Origin of the sequence: Marinifilum sp. D737, from assembly GCF_026672275.1 — a bacterium.
Lineage (GTDB): Bacteria > Bacteroidota > Bacteroidia > Bacteroidales > Marinifilaceae > Marinifilum.
The window spans coordinates 1-17,120 of sequence record NZ_JANQCD010000060.1; the positions used below are offsets into that span (position 1 = coordinate 1).

Sequence of the window (17,120 nt, forward strand, 5' to 3'; positions counted from 1 at the left end):
ACTTCAGGGTAAACCTCCCTACTTACCAAACCATCACGCTCCAAAGCCCTTATCGAGAAGGTAAACATTCGGTTCGAGATGCCATGAATGCTTTTTTGTAATTCGCCTGAACGCATTTCACCATCTTTCAAGTGAAACAAAATAAGCGATTTGTACTTATCACCTATCAATTGTAAGGTAAAGGCCAGAGAACAAACAAACTTCTTCCCCTCGTAATTAATGATTTTTGAATTGCTACAATCTTTGGTCATCTTCATTTAATTTTGAAACAAAGATAATAAACTGAGTTCGATTAAAATCTTACTTTTCATTCTTTCCTAATTCGAAAATTAAGTCAGCTTAAATGCCATATTATAATAAGTTTCTGCTAAATTTAATCTATCAATAAAAAATCAAGTCAGAATGAACATTGCAGAACTTCCTATTCCCGAAAATGCTTTAAATGCAATCGAATCAATTAGCATAGAGAATATTATTGAGCCTACAATACCCATTGATACCTACTTGCAGGATGCCGAAAATTTGGTACTCTGGGCAAAAGATGATTTGAAAGAGCTCGCTAAAGTTGGAATAAACCAGCAGCATATTAATGAATTGGGAGTAAGAATTGATATCTGCAGAAAGGTGCAAACCAAATGGATTCATTACAAAGAGACCCAATCGGAGCTTGATAAAAGCTGGAAAAAGGAATTACAGACTGGGAAAGATTTGATGAGAGAACTACTGCATTATTTTGGTTATGCCTTTAGAAATGACCATAACTTATCTAAAAAGGTTAAAAATGCACGAAAAAATGATAGACATCATGCTCTGATTCAAAACCTTTCTAACCTTGCTGTAATAGGTCATGCTAATAAGGAATTATTGAAAAAAGTCTCCTTTAATTTCACACTATTAGATAAAGCCGACGAATTAAGTTCCCAATTAGGACCCTTATCCGCAAAATTCAAAGGCAATAAACTACTCGTACATGAAAACAAAGTTTTTCGCGATAAAACCTACACCTACCTAAAGCTGTGTATCGATGAAATTCGTGATGCAGGAAAATTTGTATTTCGCGACAATAAAAAACGCTTGCGCGGATACATGCTTGCCTATTATTTGAAGAAAAACGCCGAGCATCGCACAAATAAGCCTGTCCTTCCTTAAAAAATGCCATTCCTTCTTAATTTAAACATGAACATTGGACATTCTGCACAGAACATTGATGTATATAGAATGCATATTTAAAAAGTCTATTATCTTTTTTAATTAATGATTTCACTTTCGATAAATGCATTATATTTTACCTATCTACAATCTCTTTTTATAGATTTCATTCCCTTTTCTAAAAAGGTTACACATTACTTAAAAAGGCTTATAAAATTTTGAAAATATCTAAGTATTTATGAAAAGGCAATATTATTTTCTAAAAGATATTATAATATTTTAAAAGACAATCAAATATTACCTATGCTTATCGAAAAAACAAACAATATGTTTATTTATATCCCGCAGGAAACCCTTCCCTTGTGTAAGGAGTGCATAAAAGTGCGTAGAAAGCACAAAAAAATCGCTGTCCCGGTTGAGACAGCGATATTACTATTCTTTTTAAAGTAGATCTTCAGTTTATTTTAAACCACTGCGTTTCAAAAGAGGATCAACCGATGGTTCTTTTCCGCGGAATTTCAGGTACAAATTCATAGGATGATCGCTTCCGCCCTTTTCCAGGACATTCTCACGGAAAGCATTGGCAGTTGCCTTGTCGTAAATGCCATTCTCTTTAAATGCCTCAAAAGCATCAGCATCCAAAACTTCGGCCCATTTGTAACCGTAGTATCCGGCAGCATAACCGCCTGCAAAAATGTGTGAGAATGAGGTACTCATACAGCTTCCGTTCACCTTAGAGAAGAGTTCAGTTGATGCCATTGCCTGGTCTTCGAACTCTCCTACCGGATTCGTAATCGGCTCATTAACACTGTGCCAAGCCATATCATTTAAACCAAAGCTTATCTGACGAACAAAACCATATCCGCTTAAGAAATTACTGCTGTCAATAATTTTCTGAATCAGTTCCTGAGGGATCTTTTCTCCTGTTTCATAGTGCGCTGCCACTTCGTCCAGCCATTCTTTACGGAAAGCAAAGTTCTCCATAAACTGCGATGGCAACTCCACAAAATCGCGATACACATTGGTTCCCGACAAAGCACTGTAAGTACATTTAGAAAGCATACCGTGCAATGCATGACCAAACTCGTGCAAGAAAGTGGTTACCTCGTTAAAAGTCAACAAAGATGGCTTGGTTTCGGTCGGACGGGTAAAGTTACATACAATGGAAATATGCGGACGGTAATCCTTATTTTCCTGCTTGTACTGATCTACAAAGGAAGTCATCCAGGCCCCACCTTGCTTGGTACTTCTCGGATGGAAATCGGCATAGAACAAGGATAAAAAGTTTCCTTCAGAGTCTAGTACTTCGTATACATCCACTTCTTCGTGATATTTAGCAATATCTGTGTTCAACTTGAACTGAATGTCATACAATTTGGTAGCCAAATCGAAAATTCCCTTTTTCACCCTCTCCAACTCGAAGTAAGGGCGTGTAATCTCATCGTTGATATCGAATTTTTCGGTCTTTAGCTTTTCAGCATAGTAGGCCCAATCCCATCTTTGTAAATCGAAATCTGCGCCAAGCGATTTTGCATACTCTTGCAACTCCTTAAATTCCTCTTGCGCTTTTGGCATTGATGCATCCAAAAGTTCATTTAAGAATTTAATTACATTGTCTGCCGATTTTGCCATTCTTTCCTCCAACACGTAATCCGAATAGGTTTCGTAACCTAAGAGGTGAACCTTTGCCAAACGCAATTCCACAATGCGATGTATGATCTTTTGATTATCGAATTTATCGTTGAAACATCGCGAAGAATAGGCCTTGAACATTTTCTCACGCAATTCGCGTTTATCGGCGTATTGCATAAAAGGAACATAGCTAGGAAATTGAAGGTTAAAGATCCATCCATCCTTCTCTTTTTCCTTGGCTAAAGCCGATGCAGCTTCAAGTATTCCTTCAGGCAGGCCTGCAACATCTTCTTTGTTGGTTAAATGAAGTTCAAAATTGTTGGTTGCAGCCAAAACATTCTCGCCAAACTGCAAGGTTAATTTTGAAAGTTCTTTCGAGATTTCTCTGATTTTCCCTTTCTTCTCTTCATCCAAATCAGCACCAGATCTAACAAAAGACTTGTATCTGTCTGTTAAAAGTTTGGTTTGTTCTACATTTAAATCAAACTCATCTCTTTTTTCGTACACCTGCTTCACTCTTTTAAAGAGTTTCTCATTCATGATAATATCATTTGAGAATTCGGTAAGCATAGGCGATATTTCACGCGCCATAGCCTGCATTTCATCATTGGTGTGCGCATGATTTAAATTGAAGAAAACCGAGCCTATTCTATCCAGTTGCTGCCCCGAATATTCAAGGCCCTCAATGGTATTCTTAAAAGTTGGTTCTTCTGTAGAATTGGCTATCTCATCAATTTCAGTTCTGGCATTTTCGATACTTTGCTTAAAGGCTGGCATGTAATGCTCCAATTCAATTTTATCGAATGGAACAGATTTGTATGGTGTTGAAAATTCTTCTAATAAAGGATTTTTACTCATAGTATATCTTGATTTATAATTTCTCAAACAAAGATAAGAATTGAACATACAAAATCAGGTCTGAAAAAATCTAATTTGAAAAATTTTAACAAAGATTATAATTTCTCACACAACTATGCCACACCTTACTGATTTCCTATACATTACACAAAAAAAGTATAATATCTTTTCAATTCAAATCAGAATTTCGAAAAGCTTTTCGATAAACTACACATTCCCAATATTCTAATTTGCAATGATTTAAATTCAAAAAGAATGTTTATATTTGACTTGGTTTTATTAAGGGGGAAACTTAATAACCAAATGTATTCCGTTATGAAAGACTTAAAATTATTACACAAAAAAAACGATTTGATTGTATCACACTATGGTACATCCAACTCTTTCATTGCCCCTCATTTCCCTAAATCACTCAATACTTTTCGCTTTCCCATATGGGTACGATAATTTCTTACTAATTATACCTTTTAAATTTCAGTCCCGATAACTATCGGGAGTGCGTAAGCGAAACTGTGAAATATTAAAATGCCGATATATAATTAGTTAGCCGTTTGGAGTAACACGAACAAAAGGCATTACTAATTAATAATCGGTATTAAAGTATTGCTTTAAGCAGTAAAATACTATTTGCCAAGCATACAATCATTTATTGCATTATACAAATTAGAAAAAAATGCAATACCCTCATTCGCATCTTGCACCAATATTTGAGCAGCAAGATGTAGTTGCGTACACCATAGAAAATCAAAATCATGAAGCGAATTTGCATCAAAATAGGCTCAAACGTACTTACCAAAAGCACGGGCCAAATCGACAAACAGAGAATTAAAAACCTTGTATTTCAGATATCAGAATTAAAAAAGTCAGGATATCAGTGCATTCTTGTATCATCAGGTGCTGTAGCCGTTGGTAGAAGTAAAATCAACCTGAATCAAAAAACAGATACCATATCAGCTCGCCAGGTTTGGTCATCGGTTGGGCAAGTTGAATTGTTAAATATTTATTCGAAATACTTAAAGGAGCACAAGCTACAATGTGCCCAGGTATTGGTAACAAAGCAGGATTTTAGGACCAGGGAACATTATCTGAACATGAAAAATTGCATCAGTTCCCTCCTGTCCAATGATATCTTGCCGGTAATCAATGAAAATGATGCGGTTTCGGTTACCGCTCTAATGTTTACCGATAACGATGAGCTTTCCGGTCTTATCGCATCGATGATGGACTGCAAAGCACTTTACCTGTTAAGCAATATTAATGGAATTTATACAGGAAATCCAGAAGATCCAAACGCAAAATTGCTAAGAACCATTAATGGTGATATCAACCGATTAAAGCAGTACATCACAACCAAAAAATCCAATTTCGGACGTGGTGGAATGCTTACAAAATGCAGTATTGCCGGAAGAATAGCCAAATCAGGAATACCTGTGCACATTGCCAATGGTTCAAGGGATAATATTGTTTTGGATTTAATTGCAGATCATGAAAATGTGGATCACACCGAATTTATAGCTTATAAAAAAGCATCGACAGTAAAGCAATGGCTTGCCGGATCTGATGGGTTCGAAAAAGCACAGGTAATTATTAACCAGGGAGCTGAAGAGGCATTAAATTCAAACAATGCTACAAGTTTGCTACCTATTGGTGTAAGCGATATTAAAGGAAGTTTTGAAAAAGGAGATATTGTAAAAATCATGAATGATAAAGGCCAAGTTTTAGGATTGGGAAAAACCTCCTACAGCAAAGCCAAAGCAGAACTTCATATGGGTAAAAGTGGAGCAAGACCATTGGTTCACTATGATTATTTATTTCTATATTAACAATTGAAATAAAGACAATTATACCATATTATTTTACTTTTAAATTTAAATACAATGAATACCATAGAACAATTCCATAAAATCAAAGAAGCATCCCGAAAAATGCCTCTTTTATCAGCCCAAAAGATCGATAAGATTCTATTGAAACTATCCAAAGCAATCGTTGATTCCAGCGCAAAAATTTTGGAAGCAAACCAAAAGGATTTGGATCGTATGTCTACTTACGATCCAAAGTATGATCGCTTATTACTGAATCGTGAGAGAATAATTGGCATTGCAGGCGATGTTGAAAATGTTGCCGGATTAGATTCCCCATTGGGACGTACACTATCAGCAAAAAGGCTCGAGAATGGTTTGCTGATTGAAAAGATAAGCGTGGCATTGGGCATTGTTGGCGTTATTTATGAAGCCAGGCCAAATGTAAGCATTGATGTTTTTGCACTTTGTTTAAAATCGGGAAATGCCTGTGTTTTAAAAGGCGGAAGCGACGCCATGTTCTCGAACCAAGCCCTGGTGAATATCATTAAAAACACATTGGAAGAAGAAAAGGTCGATCCTGAAATTGTTCAGCTTCTATTGCCTGAACGAGAAGCGGCAGTAGAGTTAATGAATGCACAAGGATTTGTAGATGTTCTGATCCCACGCGGATCACAGAATTTAATCAACTCGGTTCGTGAAAATTCAAAAATTCCGGTAATTGAAACCGGAGCTGGTATCGTTCACACCTATTTTGACAAAGATGGAGAGCTTGAAAAAGGGAAAAACATTATTTACAACGCCAAAACAAGACGTGTAAGCGTTTGTAATGCCCTTGACTGTCTCATTATTCATTCCGATAGAATTAATGATCTTCCGGAGCTTGTAAATCAGTTAAAAGATAAAAATGTAGAAATCTATGCAGATCAGGAATCCTTTGACATTCTGAAAGGCTCATATAAGGATCAGCTTTTACACCAAGCAGGTGAAGATTCCTATGGCACGGAATACCTAAGTCACAAAATGTCAATCAAAACAGTAAAGGATTTTGAATCGGCCCTTAATCACATATACAAGTACAGTTCAAAACATAGCGAGGCTATAATCAGCGAGAACAAAGAAACCATAAAAGCCTTTTACTCAATGGTTGATGCCGCAGCCATTTATTCCAACACTTCAACTGCTTTTACCGATGGTGCACAATTTGGACTAGGAGCTGAAATTGGCATCAGCACACAGAAACTTCATGCCAGGGGACCAATGGCTTTGGAAGAATTGTGCTCTTACAAATGGATAATTACCGGCAACGGACAAACAAGAACTTAAATTCTCATGCCCGAATGATCTGCATTTCATTCGGGCTTTTTTTGTCCTTTTTATCTTTATCATTAAACATTTTCTGGCTTATATTGTATTAAGAAAAAACAATAAAACAAGATAATGGATAAATACACTCTAATTTGGCTTAGAAGAGACCTGAGATTGCATGATAATGCAGCAATATATCATGCCTTACAATCGGAAAACAAACTCCTGTTCTACTTCAATTTCGATACTGAAATATTAGATCAAATTGAGAATAGAAGTGATGCCCGGGTACATTTTATTCATACCGAACTTCAAAAAATCAACCAGCAACTTTCACAATTTGGCTCTTCCCTAATTGTAAAACATGGGCTGGCGCAGGAATGCCTATTACAGGTAATTAATGACTATCCAATAGCGAATATCTATGCAAATAAGGATTACGAGCCGTTCGCTATATCCAGAGACATGAACTGCAAAGCTATTTGTGAATCTCAACAAATAGAATTTCAACTTTTTAAGGACCAGGTCATCTTTGAAGAGCAAGAAATCCTAAAAAAAGATGGAAAAACCTATACAGTTTATACTCCTTACATGAAGAAATGGCGTTCTGAGTTCAATTCGAAGGAGCATCTACCCTATTCCTATGAACTAAACTCTTCGAATATTGCACAAGTTGAGTACAAGGAAATCCCATCTTTATCTGAGATTGGTTTTGGTGCATCTTCTATAAAGATCCCTGCCATTAATCTATCTGCAGATATGCTCAACAATTATGACGCTCGTAGAAATTTTCCTGCCTTAAAGGCCACTTCAAACCTGGGTATTCATCTTCGTTTTGGAACCATTAGTGTTCGCCAGGCAGTACAAGAAGCATTAAAAGGTGATGATCAATTTTTAAATGAGCTTATCTGGCGAGAATTTTTCATGCAGATCTTAGTCAATTTTCCAAAAGTTGAAAGCGAATGCTTTAAACCGGCTTACAACAATATTCAGTGGTTGAATAATGAGGAAGAGTTTGAACTATGGACAAATGGCAAAACAGGCTTTCCGATTGTGGATGCCGGCATGAGAGAATTAAAAGCCACAGGCAACATGCACAACCGAGTAAGAATGATTGTTGCCAGCTTTCTGGTTAAAGATCTTTTAATCGATTGGCGTTGGGGTGAAGCCTATTTTGCCAATCATTTGCTCGATTACGATCAGGCAGCCAATAATGGCAATTGGCAATGGGTAGCCGGATGCGGCTGTGATGCAGCTCCCTATTTCAGAGTTTTTAATCCCATTGAGCAACAAAAGAAATTCGATCCCAATTTTGAGTACATTAAAAAATGGGTTCCTGAATTGGGTACGGATTCCTACCCTAAACCTATGATCGATCACAAATTTGCGAGAAATAGAGTTCTGGAGACATATAAAAAAGCAATCAATACATATTAGCTAAAAATCTAAAATGAAAATCTATTACAGTCCTGTATTGCACACCACTATTGCGTTCTCATTTCAAAGTTTTTCACCCTAGCGATGGCTACGCCTGCAAAACTTCTCATTGCGCTTCCCAATATTAATACACACTACAGAACTTCATGACGATTCCATTTTAGATATTTAGGTATTAACAGTAATACCTACTAAGTACACTATCCTATTTCATAAATAATCAAACTTTTATGAAGTTAATTATACCTACGTTCATAATTTTTTACAAGAAAATTTTAACTTGCCTTGTAACCATTCCCATATTCCCGGGTAACCAATACAGAAGAAAGAACAAAACACGCTAGCAATTAATTTTATTGTGAAGAAAAAAGATGACGAACAATTAATGATTTTGGTAAGATCTGGTGAGTTAAATGCATTATCACCTTTGTTCGATAAATACCACTTAAGACTTTATAATTTCTTTCTGCGATTGACAAAAAATCAATCCATTAGTGAAGACCTTGTACAGTCGGTATTTAGAAGAATATTGACCTATCGAAAGACTTATAATGAAGAACACAAATTCCGATCGTGGATGTATCAGATTGCAAGAAATGTTCATGCAAATTATTATCGGGACAATAAATTGGTGATTTCAGACTTTAGTGAACCTGAAAAAATAGAATATGAAACCGATTCGGCCATAGAAGAAATGGAAAAGGAATCCAGAAAGAGAATCTTATATGAGGCGATGGACGGACTACAAACAGATCAAAAAGAGATCATAGAGCTCAGTCGATTTCAAGGTTTAAAATACCGTGAAATAGCCGAAATAACAGGCCTAAGCGAAACAGCCGTGAAAGTAAAAGCCCACAGGGCAATCAACAAGCTAAGAGAACTTTATTTTAAACTGGCTTAAATTAAACAAGAATGAATTGCAAATACATACAAGACCTTCTGATAGAATATTTAGAAAACAATTTGAATCAGGAACAGGCCAATGAAGTTGAAAACCATCTTATCTCTTGTGAAAATTGCAGGAATGAATACCAACTTACCAAACAATTTTTGCATACCATAAATGATATTGAAGATGAACAGCCAAGCGCTAATTTAAGTATGAATTTCAACCAATTATTAGAAGAGGAGAAAGAAAATCAGCGACAGGAATCGATTCAATTTACGGATCAAAAAGAAAACCATTATAAGTTTGGTGAATTCCTGAAGTATGCAGCAGCTATTCTTATCATTTTCGGACTTGGGTTTTTATTGGGTAAAAACTTACCCTCTACCAATGATCAAAGCATGATGATTGCAAGTTTGCAATCGGACTTGCATAACATGAAGCAAAATTTAACGATGGCTACTTTGAAGCAACCAACCAGTAGTCAAAGACTTAAAGCTGTCAATCTACTTGAAGAACATTCGCAAGCCGATGATAAGGTATTATCGACTCTTGTACAAACACTGCAAAGTGATGCCAATGTAAATGTTAGAATGGCTGCAGCAAATGCTCTGGTAAAGTTTTCAAATGATCCATTAGTGAAAAACGCCTTTCTGGAAGCCTTAAAAAATCAAAAAGAACCTTCCTTACAGATAACTCTAATCAATATTTTAGTTAACCTGCAAGATGAACGTGCAAAAGATCTGTTACAGGATATTTTGAATGAAGAAAACAACCTGCCTGTTGTAAAAGAACTGGCAAGAGAAGGAATTAAAGTTTTTATCTAAAAAATTAAATAATACACAACAATAGCCGGCCGCACAATTAATTACAAATCCAAAAAAGTATCAAAAGTTATGAATACACTCAATAAAATTCTTATTACCTGCTTTCTACTAAGCGGAGTAACGACTCTAAAAGCACAAAAACAAAGTTTTGATGTTAGACCTGGTGATCAGGTGTGTATTACCAATGTTCTGGGTACTATTAAAGTAGAGGAATATGATGGCAATGGTATTAGTATCGAAACCAACTATGAAAAAAGAATTCCGGCAAGAGCCAAAGGTCTAAAACCAATTTACGGTAGTGGATTAGAGGACAATACCAATCTTGGCATTAATTCAGACAAAGAAGGAAAAACCATTACTTTAACAGGATTGGGTAGAGAGACCAAAAACAAGAACTACTATTTTAAAATTCCCAAAGGTGTGAGTTTGAAAATTGATTGCAAAAGCCCTTTTGCTTCTTCAAATCCAATTGTAGTTCGTAACTTCAGTTCAGAAATTGAAATCAACACCTTAATGCCAAGTGTCAAACTTGATAAAGTTACAGGTCCTGTAATCCTTGATTTAATTAACGGAAGTGTGGATATTGTCTTTAGCAAGCTAGATCAAAAAAGCCCTGTATCCATTTCAGCTATCAATGGTAATGTTGATATTACCATGCCATCCGACACTCCTGCTAACATTGAGTTAGGAACAATAAATGGAGAATTCTATACCGATTTTGACATTAAATTTGATGCAAAAGAAAAGAAAGGTCTTTCGTATGTTGGTGGTGGCAATAAAATTAAAGCCCAAATTAATGGTGGTGGTGTAAACTTTAAAGTAAAAACCATCAACAACAACATTTACCTTAGAAAAAAATAGAGCCAACAGGCTGCTTCGGATCCTTGTTTCATTCTAACTCTTGCAAAGTAACGAGTTATGCTTAAGAAAATCATTTTTCCCCTGGCAGCCTTTTTTGTGCCCTTTTGTTAACAGTTTCAAAACCTCAGAAATATGAAAAAATCAATTTATATCACATTATTGCTCTTATTGGGGACAGTGTTTGCTAATGGACAGAAGATTGTTGAAAAGTCTGTAAAGATCTCATCAGATGAGAAAATCTCTTTGGAATTTAAATTTGCTGATGACATTAAAATTTCGACCTGGGATAAAAACGAAGTGTATGTTAAAGCTTCTGTTAATATCAATGAAAATGAAGACAACGATGCTTTTCGATTTAATGTAAATTCATTTTCTAAAGGCATCGAAATCGAATCGGAGATTGAAAACATGGAAGATTTACACAGAACCACAATCATTCAGAGAGAACAGAACAAAGATGGGAAAACAGAAACCATTACAACCAATTCCATTGACATGGAGCTTTTCTTTGAAGTAAAACTACCTCGAGATGCCAGATTATCAATCAATACCATTAGTGGTAACATAAACATTGTTGGCTTACAGAACAAAATGGAGATAGAAACCATTAGTGGATTCATTGACTTGAGTCTACCTAGCAAACAACAGGCAGATCTGGTTTTGAATACAATTACCGGAGAAATGTATACCGATTTTGATTTGAATACAAAAGACATGGGAGAATTAAAGCATTACCACAACGGTAAATTCTCTACATCATTAAATGGTGGCGGAGAGGAAATTTTCCTAAAAACGATAAGTGGTGACATCTTTCTACGAAAAGACAAGTAATACAACTACTTGGTTTCTTCTTACCGAAGATTTGTTATTCCCTTTTTTTACACAGCTTAAACCTTTGAGACAATTATAACTCAAAGGTTTTTGTTTGTAATAAGCCTTCTTTTAAATTCAATAATTACTCATTGTAAGCGTAGATTTAGTAGTTTTAGCTTCTCAAAATCAATTAACCTAAGAAAGAAGCAAAATTACACCTATGAATCTTGATTTTTATTCAAAACGCATACAGAATTTTAAAGAGGAAGTTCAGCTGTTAAAAAAAGCAAACCGCAAATATTCAGCAATTAGATTGTTTAGTGCAGTAGGAGCTTTTGTTCTTTTTTATGTCATTCTTCCCTATTCAATGCCTGCAGCTATTTTAGTTGCTGCCATTCTAATTGGAGGGCTGGCCTATTTTGTTCGCAAATACAGCAGAAATGAGAAAAACATCAAGAGGCTTCTGAAATTGATTGAAATCAATGAAAATGAATTGAATTGTTTGGAAACAAGGCATAGTAAACTCTATAACAATGGTAAGGAGTACGAAATACATAACCATCCTTACAGTTCCGATTTGGACATGTTTGGTGAACACTCCATTTACCAATTGATTAATCGTTGCGTAAGCAAGAGCGGAAATGACTGTTTGTCCTCGTACTTATCTGCTCCAGCTGACAACGAAACCATTGCCCAAAGACAAAAAGCCATTCAAGAGTTAAGCAATAAAATCGATTGGCGCCAGAATATCATACAATACGGTTTACAACGAAAACTAAAGACCGATGATCCTGATTTTGTAAGTGAATGGGGAAAAATGCCATCCCCTTTTCATGGCAATAGAAAATTATTACTTGTCATCTCCATTTTACCATTTCTGTCGCTTCCGGCATTAATTTATGCAATGATAGGTTCTTCGATTCCAATTTTGGTTTTGCTGATGATTAGCATTGCAATTCACTACTTTAACTTCAAGAAGGTAGGCATTGCTCATAACAGCACCTCTAAACGTGCAGATATGCTTAAGATTTATGCAAAAATCATTGAAGAATTTGAATCTGAAGCCTGGCAATCGGAAAAATTGAATGAGATCAAACAAAAGCTAGCGAGTAATGATATTAAATCTTTCCAAAAAATTAGAAAACTTGGAAAATTAATTGAGCTCCTTGATCAGCGATACAACATGTTGGTTCAAATCCTATTCAATGCTCTTTTCTTTTATGAATTGCACTTGCTTTTCCGCATCGACAAATGGAAAACAAAGTATGGACATGAAATTGAAAGCTGGTTTGAAAGCATTGGTGAAATTGAAGCTTTAAGCAGCATGGGCAACCTAAGCTTTAATCATCCGGAATGGACTTTCCCAACAATTGTTGAGGATCACTTTAGACTGGAAATGAAAGAAGCCGGTCATCCAATGATTGATGAAAGCAAGCGTGTTTGCAACGATTATGAAATGAAAGGCCCTGGAGTAGTTCACATTGTTACAGGGTCGAATATGGCAGGAAAAAGTACCTTTTTGCGTACAATAGGTGTAAATGTGGTGCTTGCATTGAGTGGCGCCCCGGTTTGTGCAAAGCAAATGTTGGTTTCAAATGTTGAGGTAAATACTTCCATGCGAATTAAAGATTCTATTGAAGAAAACGAATCCTCGTTCTATGCCGAACTGAAAAGAATTCAGCAGGTATTAGATAAAGTAAACAAGAAAGAAAATGCATTGCTTTTACTTGATGAAATCCTTAGAGGAACCAATTCCAAAGACAAACACACAGGATCGGCTGCTTTAATCAAGCAATTGGTGAAATACAATGCAGTAGGATTGGTTGCCACCCACGATTTGGAATTGTCGGTATTGGAAGATGAATTGCCAGGTCATGTAGAGAACAGGTTCTTCGACATTAAAATTGATGGTGAACAATTGTACTTCGATTACAAAGTTCAGAACGGTGTTTGCAAAACCTTTAACGCCCCTATTTTAATGAAGAAAATGGGAATTGAAATGGAATTGATAAACAATGAATAATTAGCAATTAATCATGAACAATTCACAAAAAAATCCGAACCATACTGGTTCGGATTTTTTGTATTATCGCTAATGTGCTTTATTTATTTTCTAATTGCCAAATCAATTACTAGTTTACGTAAAACTGAAAGTATTTGCACTCCTCAATAATTCTTTCATAAAACTCTGTGTCCTTATATTCCTCTTTTAATTTTAAGAATTCATCCCGATATCCTCTATTTTTCATGTCTGCTTCCTTAAGTTCGCTTTTCCAATAATGGTTTTCCCTATTATCTGTTAAATACATATTCTGATTGGCTTTGGCTGCCAAATAGTAACATTTTGCCTTCATCTCCTTATCATCCGACATCTTTGCTGCCTTTAAGAAATTTTGATAAGCATCAGTACAATCAAAACTACCTGTATAATAGCCTCCCGACCAATAATACGCCTTAGCATTCCAGGCGTAACCAAAATAAGATGTATTGTATTGGGCATTACCCAACAAATAATAATCCATGGCAGTTGCTCTTTCTTCCTTTATTGCTTTGTTTATTGCATAAAGTGTTTGTGCCAGCTTTAGCTTACTATATTTCACAGGTTTAAGCAATTCATCATCTCTATCGTTAATTAAATAATTAAACGGATTTGCAGACAGATAAAAGGTTTGGCTGCTTGCTTTGTATTCTTCACTCAGTTCTGATAAAACACCTACTGCCAAATCATTTTCATTATCTGCAAGGTAAGATGTTCCAAGCATTTCCTTTAAATATTCAGAATTTGTACTAAAGTGATTTTTCAAAATATAACCAGCAAACCAAGTTAACTGATCCTGATTCTCTGCCAAATCGACCAAAGCTTTCAATTTTTCCGTATCCAGCTCGGTACGCAAATCATACATTTTTTCATCTACATTTAGCGGATATGGCAGTTTGTTGGATGGATGACTCATGAAGAAATAAGCAAAATCTTTTACTTCCACATTCCAAGTCGCCTTCATTTCGTTTTGTCGCTGTATAGGACTTTTGCTGTTATCGGTTATTAGCAAAAGGTTCTCAATAATATCAAGCTGATTCTTAAAAGCCTCTGGTAAGTTTTTAGAAAGAAGAGCCATCTGTTCTTTAACGCCATCAAAATCTTGCATTAAAAAGTTCGTATACAAATAACTTATCCTCCAAAAATCAACATTCTTAATTTGCTTTGCATCAATACATTTAGATAAAAATCGATTAAACTTTTGTAGATAATCACTTAACTCTTGATTGATGTTTGATTTGTTGAAATACAACTGATAAAAGACATTCTCAGCTTCTTTATTCTGCAAATAAATTGATTCTATTTTATTAATTTCCCTGCAAATTAAAATTGGTAAATATTCCGATTTTGGATTAATCTGATACAAAGAATCAATATCGGCAAGAGCAACACTACCCAATTGCGAAGCTCTCATAAAGTACATGCTTTCTTTTTGTTTATCTGTATCACAAGCATTTAATAGCTCATGCCATTCCTCGTCGGTATCAATTTTAACACTACAATAACTCGAAAACCTTTTACCAGGACTATTCAAAAATACTTCAATAAAGTTTTTTCTACCTTCAGCTGCCAAACCTTTTATAATCTGCACTCCTGCAATATGATCCAGGGTCCAATAATACATGATTGATTTTTCGTTCTTTGCCAGTTTGGTGTTCCAAAATGCAAGGCATTCATCATATTTCTCGGCATGACGCATTAACTTCACCAATTGAAATCCTAATCTTTCTTTCAGGAATAAATTGGAACTGTTTTCAAACATTGCCTTTCCCTTTGCAATTACCTGGTTATAAACCGTAAGATCTTTCTCCTTTTGTTCCTCCCAATAATAAACAAATCGCGGATTACAATGCTGCTCACACTCTTTTGCAAAAAGTAAATAATCAAAAATTTGGGTATCATTGGCAAGTACCCACTGTAATACTTCATTATTGGCCTGACTTGGATTGTTCCTGGCCTTTTTTAAATCATCCTCCGAAAGTTTGTAAATGAATTGCTTTAATTCCTGATCATCAAAAGATACAGGGAAATAAGCTTTCCAAAGTTTTAAATTTTCGTCGTGCTCATTCTGCTGCGGATACCACACCGAAATATTCGACCATGGCTCATCGTTAAAGGTGATTGAGGCAAACTCCTGTCCTGCAATCATATATTTTGGCTTAAATAACCTAAAATAGGTTTCGTATTCCTCCCAACCACCGCAAGCTTTGGAAGGCAAACAAAAGATTGTGCTAATTAATAACAGCATTAAAACTTTTAAAATCTTCATCTGTATATAATTGTTTAATGTTATTGAATAAGTGATAATAAATTACTTTGTCCGGATTTAGATATTCATTGTTTCGAATCAACTTTAAGCCTTCCTCAATTTCTTTGGCATCAATTCGATCCACTCTCAGCACATCGCCTTCGTACAAATACAAACCCTGCCAGTAGCCATTTTTATTGATTTTGTATTTATTCTGACTCAACTTTGTAAAATGCTCTTTCGCAGAATTGAGGTTTTCAATATCGGGATGGTGAATAATTTTAACAGCCTTTCCAAATCGAAATACCAAAGCCCAGCTAAATGTTGGCATGGCAACATCCAAATGCAATGGATAAGGAGCTTTTACCTTCAGATATTGCTTTAAAATATCATTACTATAAATGGCATTGCTTGCTTCACTATCCTCAAAATCGCCCATATTATAAACCATCAGACTCCCCTTGTCAACTGGTGGAATACCTGTTTTGTTGGGATACTTAAACTGATGAAGTCGAATGGTTGCAGAAATTGTACCAAACTGAGGCAAATATTTTTTTAATTGCTTCAAATAAGCAAAGTAATGCGCACGAGTACCCGGAGTCCAGTCACAATCGATTTGAATTTCATCTCCAAATGCAATGTCCTGCGTATTTTCAATATACTTGATCCGGGCAGCAGTTCGGTGTGCCAAAGAATCAACCATCACAAAATCGATATTTTTAAAGCTACGGTTCGTGATAAAAATACATGGTATAATGCTGGTTTTTTCGGGCAATTTACTTTTAACATGTATGCTTGACAGAAACGCAGGCGCTTTGCTTTTATCTTTGTAATCTAAGTCGAAAATTCGCACATACAATTCAGTTACATGTAAATCACTGAGAAGCTGCACCTCGTCAGCCTGTAAATCAAGCATTTGCTCCCAATGATAAAAAGAGCTTGTAATCTTCTTTTTATTGCAACCAACAAATAAGGCCATTACCAGTATAACAGTTACAATACGATTTATCTTAAAATACCTCATTTTGCTACTCTTAAGTTTATTTTGCACAAAGGTAAAGTTATTTTAAATGTATTTTACAAGAGATTATTTTATTTGCAAGCAATAAATCATTTGTGTTCATGTCAAATTCAAATGATTTGGTATCCTCTCTCGAAGTGAGCTTAGCAATAAATATCTTCACTACATTCTATTATTGATAACCCCACTTTGAGTGGGGATATCAAGAGCAGGCTTATTAAACTTCTGAAAAGTATTTTACTC

At 35.5% G+C, this 17,120-nt stretch carries 13 protein-coding genes; 9 read left to right on the plus strand and 4 right to left on the minus strand.

All coding sequences use genetic code 11. The annotated features are described in order from the left end of the window. Nucleotides 1–251, minus strand: a 251-nt coding sequence (locus NQ163_RS19935) for a winged helix-turn-helix transcriptional regulator (RefSeq protein WP_268192076.1), incomplete at its 3' end; no start/stop codon positions are given. Between the two features lie 151 nt (nt 252–402). Between NQ163_RS19935 and NQ163_RS19940 the strand changes: the two genes are divergently transcribed. Beyond that, on the plus strand, nt 403–1,149 hold the full coding sequence (locus tag NQ163_RS19940; RefSeq protein WP_268192077.1) for a hypothetical protein: 747 nt from the start codon (nt 403–405) through the stop codon (nt 1,147–1,149). 459 nt (nt 1,150–1,608) lie between these two features. On the opposite strand, the gene NQ163_RS19945 is transcribed toward NQ163_RS19940, so the two are convergent. Further along, nucleotides 1,609–3,639, minus strand: coding sequence for a M3 family metallopeptidase (locus NQ163_RS19945; protein WP_268192078.1), 2,031 nt, complete (start codon nt 3,637–3,639; stop codon nt 1,609–1,611). 752 nt (nt 3,640–4,391) lie between these two features. Here NQ163_RS19945 and proB point away from each other — a divergent pair. The 8 genes from proB (at nt 4,392) to NQ163_RS19985 (ending at nt 13,593) form a co-directional block, all read left to right on the plus strand. Next, nucleotides 4,392–5,462 carry a glutamate 5-kinase gene (gene proB / locus NQ163_RS19950; RefSeq protein WP_268192079.1) on the plus strand — a complete coding sequence of 357 codons (1,071 nt, stop codon included), beginning with the start codon at nt 4,392–4,394 and terminating at the stop codon, nt 5,460–5,462. A 54-nt stretch (nt 5,463–5,516) separates the two neighbouring features. Next, nucleotides 5,517–6,764, plus strand: coding sequence for a glutamate-5-semialdehyde dehydrogenase (locus tag NQ163_RS19955; protein ID WP_268192080.1), 1,248 nt, complete (start codon nt 5,517–5,519; stop codon nt 6,762–6,764). 114 nt (nt 6,765–6,878) lie between these two features. Next, on the plus strand, nt 6,879–8,183 hold the full coding sequence (locus tag NQ163_RS19960; protein ID WP_268192081.1) for a cryptochrome/photolyase family protein: 1,305 nt from the start codon (nt 6,879–6,881) through the stop codon (nt 8,181–8,183). A gap of 358 nt (nt 8,184–8,541) precedes the next feature. Further along, entirely contained in the window at nt 8,542–9,084 is a 543-nt protein-coding gene (locus NQ163_RS19965) for an RNA polymerase sigma factor (RefSeq protein WP_268192082.1), read from the plus strand. An 11-nt stretch (nt 9,085–9,095) separates the two neighbouring features. Further along, nucleotides 9,096–9,896, plus strand: a complete 801-nt coding sequence (locus NQ163_RS19970) for a HEAT repeat domain-containing protein (RefSeq protein WP_268192083.1) — start codon at nt 9,096–9,098, stop codon at nt 9,894–9,896. A gap of 69 nt (nt 9,897–9,965) precedes the next feature. Next, nucleotides 9,966–10,757, plus strand: coding sequence for a hypothetical protein (locus NQ163_RS19975; protein ID WP_268192084.1), 792 nt, complete (start codon nt 9,966–9,968; stop codon nt 10,755–10,757). Between the two features lie 132 nt (nt 10,758–10,889). Next, nucleotides 10,890–11,588, plus strand: a complete 699-nt coding sequence (locus NQ163_RS19980) for a hypothetical protein (protein ID WP_268192085.1) — start codon at nt 10,890–10,892, stop codon at nt 11,586–11,588. A gap of 202 nt (nt 11,589–11,790) precedes the next feature. Continuing rightward, nucleotides 11,791–13,593, plus strand: coding sequence for a MutS-related protein (locus NQ163_RS19985; RefSeq protein WP_268192086.1), 1,803 nt, complete (start codon nt 11,791–11,793; stop codon nt 13,591–13,593). Between the two features lie 109 nt (nt 13,594–13,702). On the opposite strand, the gene NQ163_RS19990 is transcribed toward NQ163_RS19985, so the two are convergent. After that, nucleotides 13,703–15,877, minus strand: coding sequence for a hypothetical protein (locus NQ163_RS19990; RefSeq protein ID WP_268192087.1), 2,175 nt, complete (start codon nt 15,875–15,877; stop codon nt 13,703–13,705). Continuing rightward, nucleotides 15,840–16,880: a hypothetical protein gene (locus NQ163_RS19995; protein WP_268192088.1), complete on the minus strand. Its 1,041-nt coding sequence runs from the start codon at nt 16,878–16,880 to the stop codon at nt 15,840–15,842. Before NQ163_RS19995 ends, NQ163_RS19990 begins: the two co-directional genes overlap by 38 nt. Nucleotides 16,881–17,120: the final 240 nt, after the last annotated feature.